This window comes from Peribacillus simplex NBRC 15720 = DSM 1321, assembly GCF_002243645.1.
Taxonomy (GTDB): domain Bacteria; phylum Bacillota; class Bacilli; order Bacillales; family DSM-1321; genus Peribacillus; species Peribacillus simplex.
Genome location: NZ_CP017704.1, coordinates 3,760,344 through 3,774,126 on the forward strand (window position 1 = coordinate 3,760,344; position 13,783 = coordinate 3,774,126).

15 protein-coding genes and 1 pseudogene are annotated in these 13,783 nt (G+C 37.1%); 10 read left to right on the forward strand and 6 right to left on the reverse strand.

What is annotated here, in order from left to right; genetic code table 11:
• Positions 1-22: 22 nt before the first annotated feature.
• Positions 23-1,258, reverse strand: a complete 1,236-nt coding sequence (locus BS1321_RS18165) for an IS110 family RNA-guided transposase (RefSeq protein WP_094246592.1) — start codon at positions 1,256-1,258, stop codon at positions 23-25.
• Between the two features lie 749 nt (positions 1,259-2,007).
• On the opposite strand from BS1321_RS18165, the gene BS1321_RS18170 reads away from it, so the two are divergent.
• The 4 genes from BS1321_RS18170 to BS1321_RS18185 all read left to right on the forward strand — a co-directional run bounded on the left by BS1321_RS18170 (position 2,008) and on the right by BS1321_RS18185 (position 4,955).
• Complete coding sequence (locus BS1321_RS18170; RefSeq protein WP_063236565.1) at positions 2,008-2,904, forward strand: Vgb family protein; 897 nt, start codon at positions 2,008-2,010, stop codon at positions 2,902-2,904.
• 20 nt (positions 2,905-2,924) lie between these two features.
• Complete coding sequence (locus tag BS1321_RS18175) at positions 2,925-3,578, forward strand: Vat family streptogramin A O-acetyltransferase (RefSeq protein WP_063236564.1); 654 nt, start codon at positions 2,925-2,927, stop codon at positions 3,576-3,578.
• A 94-nt stretch (positions 3,579-3,672) separates the two neighbouring features.
• The gene (locus BS1321_RS18180) at positions 3,673-4,218 is read left to right on the forward strand and encodes a DUF1697 domain-containing protein (RefSeq protein WP_063236563.1); all 546 of its coding nucleotides are present in this window, start codon (positions 3,673-3,675) and stop codon (positions 4,216-4,218) included.
• A gap of 344 nt (positions 4,219-4,562) precedes the next feature.
• Entirely contained in the window at positions 4,563-4,955 is a 393-nt protein-coding gene (locus BS1321_RS18185) for a hypothetical protein (RefSeq protein WP_326151187.1), read from the forward strand.
• A gap of 184 nt (positions 4,956-5,139) precedes the next feature.
• On the opposite strand, the gene BS1321_RS18190 is transcribed toward BS1321_RS18185, so the two are convergent.
• Positions 5,140-5,319 (reverse strand): small acid-soluble spore protein H, encoded by a 180-nt coding sequence (locus tag BS1321_RS18190; RefSeq protein WP_063236542.1) that lies wholly within the window; start codon positions 5,317-5,319, stop codon positions 5,140-5,142.
• A 247-nt stretch (positions 5,320-5,566) separates the two neighbouring features.
• Between BS1321_RS18190 and BS1321_RS18195 the strand changes: the two genes are divergently transcribed.
• The 4 genes and pseudogenes from BS1321_RS18195 (at position 5,567) to BS1321_RS18210 (ending at position 8,065) form a co-directional block, all read left to right on the forward strand.
• Complete coding sequence (locus BS1321_RS18195; protein ID WP_063236541.1) at positions 5,567-6,019, forward strand: GNAT family N-acetyltransferase; 453 nt, start codon at positions 5,567-5,569, stop codon at positions 6,017-6,019.
• A 113-nt stretch (positions 6,020-6,132) separates the two neighbouring features.
• Positions 6,133-7,005: an AraC family transcriptional regulator gene (locus BS1321_RS18200; protein ID WP_063236540.1), complete on the forward strand. Its 873-nt coding sequence runs from the start codon at positions 6,133-6,135 to the stop codon at positions 7,003-7,005.
• 151 nt (positions 7,006-7,156) lie between these two features.
• Positions 7,157-7,609 (forward strand): annotated as a pseudogene (locus BS1321_RS18205) (SRPBCC family protein).
• A 228-nt stretch (positions 7,610-7,837) separates the two neighbouring features.
• A complete protein-coding gene (locus tag BS1321_RS18210) occupies positions 7,838-8,065 on the forward strand; it encodes a ribonuclease E inhibitor RraB (RefSeq protein WP_375781415.1) in 228 nt (75 codons plus the stop codon).
• 565 nt (positions 8,066-8,630) lie between these two features.
• On the opposite strand, the gene BS1321_RS27595 is transcribed toward BS1321_RS18210, so the two are convergent.
• Complete coding sequence (locus BS1321_RS27595) at positions 8,631-9,569, reverse strand: hypothetical protein (RefSeq protein ID WP_157732819.1); 939 nt, start codon at positions 9,567-9,569, stop codon at positions 8,631-8,633.
• A 101-nt stretch (positions 9,570-9,670) separates the two neighbouring features.
• Positions 9,671-10,450 carry a hypothetical protein gene (locus BS1321_RS18220; protein ID WP_063232429.1) on the reverse strand — a complete coding sequence of 260 codons (780 nt, stop codon included), beginning with the start codon at positions 10,448-10,450 and terminating at the stop codon, positions 9,671-9,673.
• 894 nt (positions 10,451-11,344) lie between these two features.
• On the opposite strand from BS1321_RS18220, the gene BS1321_RS18225 reads away from it, so the two are divergent.
• Positions 11,345-11,485, forward strand: coding sequence for a DUF4083 family protein (locus BS1321_RS18225; protein ID WP_081112878.1), 141 nt, complete (start codon positions 11,345-11,347; stop codon positions 11,483-11,485).
• Between the two features lie 129 nt (positions 11,486-11,614).
• Here the strand turns inward: BS1321_RS18225 and BS1321_RS18230 are convergent, their stop codons facing one another.
• Entirely contained in the window at positions 11,615-12,136 is a 522-nt protein-coding gene (locus BS1321_RS18230; RefSeq protein WP_063232431.1) for a hypothetical protein, read from the reverse strand.
• A gap of 338 nt (positions 12,137-12,474) precedes the next feature.
• Here BS1321_RS18230 and BS1321_RS28570 point away from each other — a divergent pair, with 338 nt between their 5' ends.
• Entirely contained in the window at positions 12,475-12,651 is a 177-nt protein-coding gene (locus BS1321_RS28570; protein WP_269467085.1) for a YjcZ family sporulation protein, read from the forward strand.
• 53 nt (positions 12,652-12,704) lie between these two features.
• Here the strand turns inward: BS1321_RS28570 and mle are convergent, their stop codons facing one another.
• Entirely contained in the window at positions 12,705-13,547 is an 843-nt protein-coding gene (gene mle / locus BS1321_RS18240; RefSeq protein WP_063232433.1) for a CBF family alpha/beta fold macrolide esterase, read from the reverse strand.
• Positions 13,548-13,783: the final 236 nt, after the last annotated feature.

Sequence of the window (13,783 nt, forward strand, 5' to 3'; positions counted from 1 at the left end):
TCTTTTTAGTTAAATATAAATTTTAAACAATATCTTGGAAAGTCATTTTGTTCTTTAATAGAGCGAAAATCCAGTGTAAGAGCTTATTTACACAGGCTATGACGGCTACCTTATAAGGCTTTCCTTCCTCGCGTTTCTTGTCATAAAACACGCGTAGCTTCTTATTTCGAGGGATAATTTCATCAGTTGTCTTAGACTTCCGGCAATCACGAATAGCACAACGAACCGCCATATATAAGGCATGTCGAAGTCTGCTAGAACCTCTTTTAGTGATTCTATTTTTGGTAGCTGTAAACTTACCGGATTCGAATACACTAGGATCAACTCCAGAGAAAGCTACAAGTTTTTTAGGATTATTAAATCGATCTATCTCACCAATTTCAGAAATAATCGTTGCCGCGATCTTTTCTCCGATACCTGGGATAGATTTGAGGATCGTATATTCTTCAATTTCTTTAGCGAGGGCGTCTATCTCTGCCTCTAACTTTGATAGATGCTCTTTGTACTGAAGAAGAATATTTATATACATACCAAGGCTTAAAATATGACTCTGATAGACTGTCTTTTCAAAAGGGTTACGAGCTGCCGCAGCTTTAAGCTGAATCGCTTTTTCATTTGCCCATTTAATTGATCTACTCTTGCATAACTCAAATATCCTTGCTGTAATTGCTTCTTCACTTGCCTTCAAAATGTCCTCTGAAGAGGGAAACTCTGAAAGAGTTAAGAGTGACACCACAGAATATAAATCTCCAAAAACTCCTTTATATTCAGGAAACACTTGTTCAAGCACTGCCTGAAATTGAAGCTTTGTTTGAATCATAACGCCAGTTATGTTTTCATGTTGTCTTGTGAGATTACGAAGGTTCAATAACTGGACTCCACGCTTTTTATATGGCTCTAACTCTTCTTTATAAAACAACTCACAGAGAAGATAGGCATCAATGGCATCTGTTTTTACCTTTCTTAAGCTTGATCCTCTTGCCTTATATGAAATCAATGGATTAATGATAATCAATAAATATCCTCGTTCTTCCAAGTAATGAACGACTGGAGTTTGATAATGTCCAGTGGCTTCTAAAACGACTGAAGGCTTCTGACCAGACACTTTCTTTACATCCTCAAGAAACGCTACAAGTAAATTAAGCCCCTCAACAGTATGAGTTATTTTAAAACTCTTTTGATAAGGTTTCCCCTTATCCAAAAATGCTTGAACCTGACTTTCCCCTTTTGAAATATCCAGACCAACGACTGGATTCATTCTAAATCTCCTCCTAATCTAGTGGATTACCGGTACCCCTATTTCTCCTTGCAGTGTCACAGCTTCGCTTGTTATACGAGATCTACGTCCCAACCAGCCTAATCATGTTTCTACAAGTAGGGGGCAAACTGTTTAGTTGACGGGGTCTATCCCCACGAGCAGGTACGTTTTGCCCCGGCTACCGTTATAATAAAACCATATAAAAAATGGTCAACCAGAAATATTTTCTGGCTGACCTTATAATACGAAAGGGGCAGGTTAGTTCAACAAGGAATACTGCATTTGAAATAGAATTTATAATGTACGTTAAATAAAGAACGAAGGTTGAATATTTTGATTAACACAGTTTTTTATATGTTCTTTTTGGTGTGATAGTTTCATACTTCTTGGAGTGGGCAGTTGTTGGGAGATAAAGTTTGATCAAAAGTCCTGTATTGATATGAAGGATTTTTTTTGTTCCGCAATCGGGCCATTTTCTTGAATAAGAAGTTGCATAAAATCCCACTTTTTTATACGGATACCAGGTGCGCGAGTGTGCACAAACGTTGATTTAACAATGATAAAATCCTGAAAAAATAATAAATTGTGACAGGTTCTTGGCGCCCAAGGGGGTTTGTGAGGGGAAACTTCTGTTAGATTAATTATGTTAACTTAATATGAATAGAGTATGCAAGACCTTTTTCGCAGGAATTCAATCATTTTATAACGAATTACTAGAAGAACTTTATACAAGAGGAAGGAGGATTATAGTGGGGATAAAAATTGACGAATACGAACTTCTTGACATAGATTCAGGCCCTTATGGAATAACTGCTGGAAAAGATGGTGCGCTATGGTTTACACAACATAAAGCAAATCAAATTGGTCGAATGACTGTTAACGGTGAAGTCACTCATTTCGTTGTTCCTACACCCAATGCAGGTGTGCTATCTATAATCTCCACAACTCAGGGTGATGTATGGTTTACGGAAAATAGGGCGAATAAAATTGGAAAACTGAAAGTAACAGGTGAAATCATCGAATATACTCTCCCGAGTCCAAATTCAGCACCTTTTGGAATAACTGAAGGACACAATGGAGACATTTGGTTTACCGAAATGAATGGAAATAGAATAGGGCGAATTTTACCATCAGGTGAAATTATTCAGTATGAGATACCGAATCCTGGCTCCTATCCCTCTTTTATTGTTGCTGGACCTGACGGTGCCATCTGGTTTACTGAGAATCAGAGTAATCAAATTGGTCGGATTACGATGCTCGGAGAAGTGACTAATTACATTTTGCCAACAAAACATGCTGGTCCTGTAGGTATTACAAGTGGACCGGACGATGCACTTTGGTTTGTGGAAATTAACGAAAATAAAATCGGTAGAATAACTACCTCTGGAATAATAAGTGAATATACCATCCCTACTGCAAATGCTCGTCCACACGCAATAGTAACAGGGCCTGACCGTGCTTTATGGTTCACTGAATGGGGAAGTAATCAAATTGGCCGAATTACAATGCAAGGTAAAATTACGGAGTATCTAATTCCTACACAAAATGCGGAGCCACATGGAATTGTATTAGGACCTGATGGTGCCATTTGGTTCGCTGAGGAATGTAATAAAATAGGTCGGCTAAGTTTATTAAAAAATTCCTGAAAGAAAGGCAGTGGATATCCATGGAATCAAATAAGCAACAAGGGCCAAATCCTAAAGATAAATATCCGATTAAAGGAAATCGGGTCGTGCAATTTATAAAAAATACAATTACTAGACCAAACATTATTGTGGGTGAATATTCATATTACGATGCAAAAAATGGTGAATCTTTTGAAGATCAAGTGTTATATCACTACGAATTTTTCGGTGACCGACTTGTCGTAGGGAAATTTTGTGCCATAGCACCTGGTGTAACGTTTATTATGAATGGAGCTAATCATAGAATGGATGGTTTTTCAACCTACCCATTCAATATTTTCGGACACGGTTGGGAGAAATATACGCCAACGTTAGATCAGTTGCCGTTTAAAGGTGATACCATAATTGGAAATGATGTTTGGATTGGAATGGATACTGTCATTATGCCTGGAATAAAAATAGGGGATGGTGCAATTGTAGCAGCCAAATCGGTTATTACAAAAGATGTGGAACCTTACACTATCGTTGGAGGAAATCCTGCAAAGAAACTTAATACCCGTTTCTCAGAAGAAATCATTAACGAATTGCTGGAAATTAAATGGTGGGATTTAGATATTGATATCATTTCTGCTCATATTGATGTGATAGTAAATGGAGATATGGAGAATCTAAGAAATTTAAAAAATAAAATATGACAAAATAAAAACTGTCTATAAGGCCCAGTGACAGAGTTCTTGCTCTAATCCGTCAAATGTTTTATATAAAATGCAAACTAATAGGAGGATTATCATGGTCTATGTCGCACTGCTTAGGGGAATCAATGTTGGTGGGAAAAATAAAATTAACATGAAGTTGCTTAAACAAGTTTTTGAACGAGTGGGTATGAGCTCTGTAGTTACATATATCAATTCAGGTAATATTATTTTCACAGTGAATGGCCAATCAAAAACAACAATATCCCATATTTTAGAAGAGGCTATACATACAAACTTCGGATTACAAATCAAAGTTTTAGTCCGTAGTTTTGATGATGTTAAAAAAGTCATACACTCCCTTCCAGAGTCTTGGACGAACGACCAACAGATGAGAAGCGATGTGCTGTTTTTATGGGACGAAATTGATGATGAGTCAGTGCTTAATAAGCTGGTCATCAAACCAGAAATTGATACGGTGAAATACGTTCCTGGAGCCATTCTATGGTCGGTTGATAAAAAAAAAATTACCAAATCCGGTATGGCTAAACTCGTTGGTTCAAAGCCATATCAACAAATAACAATCAGGAATGTAAATACAACTCGCAAAATATACGAACTTATGCATGCTGCAGAGGTGTGAATTACATGATACTAGCAAGAACTATTTTCTAGTAATTGGAAACTATCTGACGAATTAGAGCAAGAACCCTGTCACTGGGCCTATAACACTCGTTATGGTAACAAAAAAGGTTAGGTGCTTTTTTAGATATCCAACCTTTTTTTGCTGATATGACACTTTATGAAAGTTCTGCAATAAACACCAGTTGAATTAAATTAATCAATCTTCAACAATAGGGCGCGATTCTTTAATAAGAATCGCTTTTCTTAATGAACTAACGGGCGCGTTAGCCGAAGATTGAAGCTGTCTTTAAGGCAGCTCTTTTCTTATGGAACTAAAGGGGCAGTTTAGTTTAACAAAAAGTAATGAAAAATATAATAAAAAAGCGTGTAGTAGAGGAGTCAGAAAATAATATGGAATGTTTTTGTGAACAAAAAGAAATAAATGAGTTAAAAGTTGAAGGTGATGTTGGGGCGGACCCTATTTGGTGCAATCAATGTGGTTGTAACTTGGATATAGAGGACATTCCGATTTCAAATAAGTTAATAAGAGAATTGATTGAATGGGTAAATATGTATGGTGAATGGATTGATTGGGATGAAGATAAGTTGCTTCCTAATGGGATTGAACTTGAAGAAGAACACAATAAACAAGGATTAAATTTAACAGAAAAAATAAAGAAAGAACTTGAAGGGAAATATAGAATTAAATTTTCACCTTCGACAATGGCAAGAATGTATGCAAATAAAAATCATTAACCCTTATTCTACTAACGGGTGCGTTAGCTGAAGAACGGAGCTGTCTTTAAGACAGCTTTTCTTATGGAACTATCGGGGCAGGATAGTTCAACAAGGGGAGAGATTAATTAAAAAGATGGTATTTGAATTAACTGAACAATAAACCACCACCCGAAAGTGGAGGTTTATTATTGAATTGAGGAAATTACTGTTCTTGTAAGCTGGTTACAGAAACACTTTGTTTTTTATTGGGATCATCAAGGGGATGGATTGTAGCTGTTCCATTTTGTTCGTCCACGTGCTCAATGTAGATACTTTCCTGATTATAGGTTACATTAACCATATTTGGTGAAGAAGCAATTTCTTCTGCTCGTTGTGCGTTCATTTTAGCCACCTCCTTTGAATTTGCAACATATTTAATATTTGTTCCGAATTACTTAGATATACTTGTTGTAATTAAAATTCTTCCAAGAATCCCTTAAACCCTTACTTAACTAACTGGTGCGTTAGCCGAAGATCGAGTTATATTTAAGGCAGCTTTTAATTATTTTGATTAACGCAGCAGGCTAGTTCAAAAGATAAAATCAGTTGATATAATTACAGAAAATTAAAAAAATTTAGGGGGATGTAAAATGTATATTAAAGGATTTTCGATTTCTACTAATAAAAAGTATTTAGATGTAGATTTAATACATAATTTTTTGAATCAAGAAGCTTACTGGTCAAAGGGAATACCCAAGGAAACAGTAATAAAGTCAATTGAAAATACGACCTTATGTTTTGGGGTTTATAAGGGTGAAATAGGTAATGAAGGTAGTGAACAAGTAGGATTTGCAAGGGTAATAACGGATTTAGCAACCCATGCATATCTTTGCGATGTGTTTATATTACCTGACTATCGTAAATTAGGATTATCAAAATGGTTAATGGATGTTATCACCAACCATTCCGAACTTGAAGGGGTTCGCAGGTTTATGTTAGCAACTAATGATGCACATTCATTATATAAAAAATACGGTTTTAATCATATTGATAAACCAGAGCTATTTATGCAAAAAGTCAGTAAATCCCCATTTCAACAATAAGGTTATTTTCATTAACAGGTGCGAAAGGGATTAGACCCTGCATAATCGTGCACAGAATGTCGGATGATTAGTTTCGACTCCTGCTATTCTGTTGATATAAGGGAGGTCATTGAATGGATTTGCTAAAAAATATGAATGGTGCCATTAAATTCATTGAAGAAAATCTTACGAACGAAATTGACTTTAAAGAAGTTGCAAGGCTAGCTTATTGCTCGGAATATCATTTTAAAAGGATGTTTTCCTTCCTTGCAGGTATTTCACTTTCCGAGTATATCCGCCGAAGACGACTTACACTTGCAGCGTTTGAGCTAAAGGATAACAACATAAAGGTCATTGATATAGCGATAAAGTACGGGTACAGCTCACCTGACTCTTTTGCAAGAGCGTTTCAACATTTGCATGGAATCACACCGTCAGAAGCGAGAAGTAATGGCCATTCACTTAAAGCCTATCCACCGATGTCCTTCCAATTATCCATTAAAGGAGGCAGTGAAATGAACTATCGAATTGAAGAAAAAGAGGCATTTCACATAATTGGAATTAAAAAAAGAGTTCCAATCATTTTTAACGGGGTTAATCCAGAGATTGCATCTATGTGGAAAAGTTTAGACGAGAAAACGATAAATGAACTTAAAAACCTATCGAATGTCGAGCCATTAGGGCTGCTTAGTGCATCTGCGAACTTTTCCGAAGGCCGGTTGGAGGAAAAAGGGGAGCTTGATCATTATATCGGCGCAGCAACAACGAGGGAATGTCCAGATAACTTAACGCAGCTGAAAGTTGATGCGTCTACATGGGCGGTATTCGAAGCAGTCGGACCCTTTCCAGAAACACTGCAAAATGTATGGGGACGTATTTATTCCGAATGGTTTCCATCCTCTAACTATGAACAAAGAGAAGGGCCAGAAATCCTTTGGAACGAAAATAAAGATATAACTTCACCAACATTTAGAAGTGAAATATGGATCCCCGTTTTGAAAAAGTAAGTATAGTAGGCGAAAGATTTATCCAAAGAGCTGTCTTAAGGCAGCTTTTTCTTATGGAACAAACAGGGCAGGTTAATGGAAACGGGTTAGGTAATATTTGCTATAACGAGCTATAATGATGGTTAGAAAGTGCTTATAAGGAGATTGGGAAATGCCTGTTATTGAATATCAACAATTTATTAAAGCACCAGTTGAATTATGTTTTGACATTAAGAGGAGCGTGGATATCCATACCAAAACGACAGCGAAAACAAAGGAAATTACTGTTGATGGTGTGACAGAAGGGCTATTAGAAGGGAGATACTGTAACTTGGGAAGCCATTCACTTTGGTATTAAACAAAGGCTGAAAGCCAAGTGACATTCATGGAAAAACCAAATAAGTTTGTAGATATTATGGTGAAGGGAGCTTTCCATTCCTTCGTACACACACATCAGTTTATAGAAAAACAAGGTGGAACTATAATGATAGATAAATTTCAATATAAGTCACCGTTAGGTCCAATTGGAGTTTTAGCTGATAAGTTGTTTTTAGAGAAGTATATGAGAGAATTTATCGTTTCTCGTGCAAAGGCACTGAAAAAGATTGCCGAGAATATGCACTAACCTTGTTTAACGCTTTACTTTAAATATCAGGGGTTGCTGCGGCAGCCTTTTTTTGTTCCACTAAATTGGGCTGTTAGGTAAAGTGAAATGGTAAGATATCAAGAAGAACTAATTCACTACTCAAGAATGATGGAGATGATAAATAATGAAATTATTTTCTGAAAAATTCCCTAACGATGAAGATGGACAAGTGTTAAATTTACTGAACCACAAGATGTAGATTTTTTTATTGCGGTTCCAGATAAAAAGAGTGGTGAAGCTGTATTAAAATCATTAAGAGATGACGGGCTAATTTGTGAATTAGAACAAGATGATGAAACAGAAGAGTGGACTTGTTATTGTTTTACAAAAATGCTTTTAAATTACGAAGACATTATTGATATACAAAAACGACTTAATGGACTAATTAAACCTTATGGTGGGCAAACAGATGGATGGGGAGTAATGGTTGATTAATAGCTGTAATTGTTATAAATAATCGGTTCTTAATGAACTAAAGGGTGCTTTAGCTGAAGTTCGGAGCTGTCTTTATAACCGGCACCCTAAAGATTAGCAAATTGCTCGGCTCAGCGGTACAACCGTGTAAGGCCCGCGGATACAACCGACCTTTAATTATAATTACGGATCAAATCTTTTGCAGCGATTTGATCTTTTTATTTGTTTTTATAAGAATAACATGAATAGAACAAATGTTCCAACATAAATGTGTAAAATTATTACTTTTTTTCAAAGATCACTCTGATAAAGGATATTTTTGATTCTCTTGAAGACTAAAGGGGCAGGATAGTTGAAGAAGCAAGTCGAATCAATAAATCATATTTTCTTAAGATGGGCGGGAACAACTTGCTTTAGGAATTTAAAAGGTTATTTAAAAAGGTTGAGCAGAATTAGACTCACGATGGGTATGTATTTGTTTCAGAAAATGTGATAAACGAAGAGTTTAAAAGAAGGATAGTTGAATTAGAGAGGTCAGTCTAAGGAGAACAGAATGAGTACGCGATACATGAGATGTTAACATAACTCATCTTTTGGGAACTAAAAAAGTACTTTGATCAAGTACGGCATCAAAGTACTTTCCATTTAACAAACTACCAATCGTGGTGATGGTCCTCATCGCAGTGTTTTTTCTTACACCAATCGTGGTGATGGTCCTCATCGCAGTGTTTTTTCTTACACCAATCGTGGTGATGGTCCTCATCGCAGTGTTTTTTCTTACACCAATCGTGGTGATGGTCCTCATCGCAGTGTTTTTTCTTACACCAATCGTGGTGATGGTCCTCATCGCAGTGTTTTTTCTTACACCAATCGTGGTGATGGTCCTCATCGCAGCATTTCTTCTTACACCAATCGTGGTGATGGTCCTCATCGCAGCGTTTCTTCTTACACCAATCGTGGTGATGGTCCTCATCGCAGCGTTTTTTCTTACAACAATCCTTGTGATGGTCCTCACAGTGTTTCTTCTTACAACAATCCTTGTGATGGTCCTCATCGCAGTGTTTTTTCTTACAACAATCCTTGTGATGGTCCTCATCGCAGCGTTTCTTCTTACACCAATCGTGGTGATGGTCCTCATCGCAGCGTTTCTTCTTACAACAATCCTTGTGATGGTCCTCATCGCAGCGTTTCTTCTTACACCAATCGTGGTGATGGTCCTCATCGCAGCGATTCTTCTTACAACAATCCTTGTGATGGTCATTATCGCAGCGTTTCTTCTTACACCAATCGTGGTGATGGTCCTCATCGCAGCGATTCTTCTTACAACAATCCTTGTGATGGTCATTATCGCAGCGTTTTTTCTTACAACAATCCTTGTGATGGTCATTATCGCAGCGCTTTTTCTTACAACAATCCTTGTGATGGTCATTATCGCAGCGTTTTTTCTTACAACAATCCTTGTGATGGTCCTCATCGCAGCGATTTTTCTTAGAACAATCCTCGTGATAAGACATAGAAATGTCACTCCTTTCTACCTTATAAAATAATATAAATAAAAGAAGCAAAGCCTTCTTTATTTAGAAAGGCTTTGCTAGTCAAGACTAAAAACTAACTCAACACCGTCATTTATGGAGCAGGAAGAGTACTAGTTGGTGGAGTAGCTGTAGTTTCACAACGACGTTCATTTACGTCGCAAATACCACCATGTGAATCTACAATAACTTGTCGAGTCACTGTAATTGTAGTGCGTAGTACAATCTTGACTAAAATAGCATTGGTAGTAACAAGTCCCGTAGTGCCGATGACTGGAACGCCTGGTTGAGCAAAGATCCCTTCTACCACTAATGGGGGTTCTATTACTGTATCCTCAGGGCAGGCACCTGGAAAATCTGTATGCTCCTGGAATGGTAAACTTGTTGAAAGTGTAGCTGTTGCAGGAGTTGTCGATCCTGGTGCCAAAAATGTTACCAGAATAGATACAGGAATTAACCCGATGTTAACGACTTTGTCCCTAATGATTGTCGTATTACGGGTAACACCAGCTAGATTCGGTGTAACAGCTACCGAAACAATAGTGGATCCAGCTGGTATTGGAGGAGTAAACGCGGTAAATGGAAGTGTTGCTTCTGCAACCTTTTGTACCGTTTTTGAGCCTACAACGGAATTAACTAGGACACAATCGCTGTTTAATGGTGCAGCGAGTTGGCGAGCTGGAGCTTTAAAATTGCAATCGCAAGCAGAATCGTCGTGAGACTTACAAACCTTACATGGTTTTTTAAATTTTGAATGACGATCAAATCTTGAATCATTACCGAATCTTGAATCATTCCCAAAACCCCAGTCGCTGTCGGAACATGCAGAACCCCAGTTGCTGTGCATCGGATTATTCTTACCAAAATTTCCCATAAAATCTCAATCCTTTCTTGTAACTCTTTTTTTTTTCGAAAATGAAATGGAGTGTAGTATCGAACAGTACTAAAGCACTGCCAAAAGTATTTTCGTTGTAGTTACAAAATATAGTATTAATAAAATAAGGCATTTGCTTGGACATGTTACTTATATTTCCAGACTAAATGTAAATATTTATAGGGTTTACGCTTATAATTTAGCATTAGAGGAAGTATGGAACGAGGGAAAGAAATGGACGAATCCAAAAGCTAAACAATGAAAAGCAGTGCCTGCCAAAATACAGATAAACCCAAAAAGGGCTTCTTTGCTCGATTTTTCGGAAAGTGAACAAAGAAATCCTAGGCTTTTTTTTAGGCGTCTATACGAGGTTTCGTTTCCAATACCAAAGTTTAGATCTATGAGGTTTATAGAGGGAAATTCAACCGTTAACTTTTAATAATGTCCCAAGGTGTATTTTACTTTTTTTCTAATTCGGCTGGGCTTGGTAAAGGGGGAAAGTATGCCTTTTTTTGTCTTCGGGGCAGGTTAGCTTTTCAAGCAAGTGTTTCGAACTAGGTAAGAAACATATGTTATAATTAGCCAAAAAAGGAGAAATTTATATTGACCACATTGATTATCTCAGTATATATAACTATTACACTTGTATCACTCTTTACTTTCGCTGGGCCTTATTCTCCATTGGTGGGACTTGCAGTTGGGATCCCTATACATATTCTAATATTACTTACACAAATATATAAAGAAATAAAAGTGATATCAAAAAAACTATATGAATAGTTTTTGTCAACTCTATGTCCTGTGCAGCAGACATAAGTTATAGTTAATCCGAAAAAAGGAAGGGAGTAGGGTTCTTTGGGTTTCAATACCGGTGATATAGTATATCAACTTATTATGTTTGTTTTGTTGTTTGGCATCATTTTTGCTGTTTACTTTTTTGTTCGTTCTCTCCTTACAAGGTCAAACAAATCCAATAGCATAGAACAAAAAATTGATAGAGTGATTGAGCTACTTGAAAAGGATAGAAGAGATTAATTTCTTTTATCCTTTTCATTTTTTTGTGCCTACATAGTTTATGTCACTCTACAATAAGGCTTATATAACTAAACTGGGCAGGTTAGCTAAAGATCAGAGCTTCTTATGAAACTAGCGGCGCAGGTCAGGTCAATAAGAAGTCGAATATACTTTAGTGATTTCATCTAGTGCAAAAAAGATTATGGAGCAAATAATCGCAAAGATAAAGAAACCTCCTGGGTCAATAAAGTATGTAGCCAATCCAAAACCAATATGTATTAATCCAGATAACCAGAAACGAATTATGAAAAACTTCATTGAGATAAATTCAGCAATTAGTGAGACTGGTAAGCCATATAAGAAATTTCCAATCAAACTATAAAAAAGCACAATAATAATAATCTGAAAGAAATCTCCATCTAAATTAAAGGATGGTTCTTCAAAAATCGAGACTAGAAATAATCCAATTGTAAAGGTCAATGATGAATAAAATGCCACTTTAATTTTTCTGAATTTGTCTTTAAACAGAAGTTTCCTAATGACAGGAAATCCAAACGCAATCGTTATAAAAGCAAGTAAAGTTTTAATTATTAATGGTGTAGTTGAAACAAGTACTATTGTCAACAGAACAAGCACGGAGAAAACAAGAATATAAGAATTCCCTTTTATCATAAATACCTCGGACCTTTTTAACATCATTGTACAATAAGCTGAAGTTAGTAGGAATTAGATGTTTTAAAACATAATTATTTTCAATGAGTAAATTCTTGTTAATCTAACGGGCGTTCGTATTATAAGGAATAAGGTGTCCGGCAGTTCGACGCTGTGTCAGGCGAAGCTACATGAAATCTCCAACCAGCAAAATTGTGCTGTTAAACTGTTAATTTCAGGTCGTGAGGGTGGTTTGGAAAAAGTTTCCGGTGATTTTTGTGTCATTATCCTAAATAGAACATAAGTTAAATTAACCCATTTAATTATTTCCTCCTAAAACAAATAAGGAGATGTTTCTATTGTCAAATTGTGGTCATGAATCAAGTTGTGGTAACGATATCGGTGGATTTGGTGGAGGTTTCGCTTTTATAGTCGTTTTGTTTATACTCTTAATCATTGTTGGAGCAGCTTGTTTCGGTGGTGATGGAGGTCAAGGTGGTTATAGCCCCGTTCAAGGTTATGGCGGTTTCTGCTAAAAAATGTATAAAAAAAGCCGACCCTTTATTGGTCGGCTTCTTTTATGACTAATTTATCGCGAAGTAAGCTTTATAACTGAATCGATAATTTCATCCCAGTCTTCACTATGAATCTCATGCCCTGATCCATCAAGAGTCACTAATTCTGAATGAGGGATGGCTTTTGCAAGAGCAAGCCCGTGCTCGTATGGCAAGGCTGGATCTTCTGTGCCATGAATAATGAGGACAGGTACGCTGATCTCACCCATTCTATCGTAATAATCGTCTCCGCCTTGCAGCATAGCATGATTAAATCTGCTCGGTAGCTGTTTGGCGCGGTCCGCCTCTCTTTTTGCCAGTTTATACATTCTTTCCTGCTCATAAGGTTTGGAACCGGCTAAAGTTTTCCATCCATCCGCAAGAAAAGTGATGACCGCCTCCCGATTTGACCAATCCATGGAAGCACTCTTTGCGTGGTGATCCAATATGCTTTGGTCCATTGGAGGCAGTGTTTCCATTACAGTCCCGAACACACTGGATGCAATTAGCGTAAGCGTAGTTACGCGTTCCGGATATCTCAAGGCAAGAATCTGGCCGATCATACCTCCTAGGGACATTCCAACGATAGAAGCCTGTTCTATGGAATAAGCGTCCAGGACACCCGCCGCATCGTCAGCCATATCCGTTATTGTATAGTTGGAGGTACCGGGTTCATAAACGGTCGATCGTCCCAAATCCCGATGATCGTACCGAATGATAAACCTCCCTTGATCAGCCAGGCGGAGACAGAAGTCCTCATCCCACCAGTCTAATGAAGACATCGCTCCCATGATCAAAAGTACAGCAGGGTCCTTAGGGTTTCCAAAACTTTCTGTACATATATCCACTTTATTTATTTTCAGTATCCGTTCATTCATGTTTTTTACCTCCGTATTAAATATTATCTAATTGCGCAGATCAATAAATTCTTTCCGGAGCATGATTGGCCTGTTAATTATCGCAGTCTAACCCACTTAATAATCATGACGAGGCCTCCTTTTATTTGTAAAATGGGAGGTATCCCTATACTACTGTAACATGGGGGAATTCTTTGTGCCACCAAAATTTTCCACGTTCTTACCTTAGAAAAACGTCTGTCATGTTATTCCTTACA

Coding starts and splice junctions, on each gene's coding strand:
- BS1321_RS18165 (WP_094246592.1), bottom strand. CDS start 1,258: ATGAATCCAGTCGTTGGTCTGGATATTTCAAAAGGGGAAAGTCAGGTT.
- BS1321_RS18175 (WP_063236564.1), top strand. CDS start 2,925: ATGGAATCAAATAAGCAACAAGGGCCAAATCCTAAAGATAAATATCCG.
- BS1321_RS18180 (WP_063236563.1), top strand. CDS start 3,673: ATGGTCTATGTCGCACTGCTTAGGGGAATCAATGTTGGTGGGAAAAAT.
- BS1321_RS18185 (WP_326151187.1), top strand. CDS start 4,563: ATGAAAAATATAATAAAAAAGCGTGTAGTAGAGGAGTCAGAAAATAAT.
- BS1321_RS18190 (WP_063236542.1), bottom strand. CDS start 5,319: ATGAACGCACAACGAGCAGAAGAAATTGCTTCTTCACCAAATATGGTT.
- BS1321_RS18195 (WP_063236541.1), top strand. CDS start 5,567: ATGTATATTAAAGGATTTTCGATTTCTACTAATAAAAAGTATTTAGAT.
- BS1321_RS18200 (WP_063236540.1), top strand. CDS start 6,133: ATGGATTTGCTAAAAAATATGAATGGTGCCATTAAATTCATTGAAGAA.
- BS1321_RS18220 (WP_063232429.1), bottom strand. CDS start 10,450: ATGGGAAATTTTGGTAAGAATAATCCGATGCACAGCAACTGGGGTTCT.
- BS1321_RS18225 (WP_081112878.1), top strand. CDS start 11,345: ATGTTTGTTTTGTTGTTTGGCATCATTTTTGCTGTTTACTTTTTTGTT.
- BS1321_RS18230 (WP_063232431.1), bottom strand. CDS start 12,136: ATGATAAAAGGGAATTCTTATATTCTTGTTTTCTCCGTGCTTGTTCTG.
- mle (WP_063232433.1), bottom strand. CDS start 13,547: ATGAATGAACGGATACTGAAAATAAATAAAGTGGATATATGTACAGAA.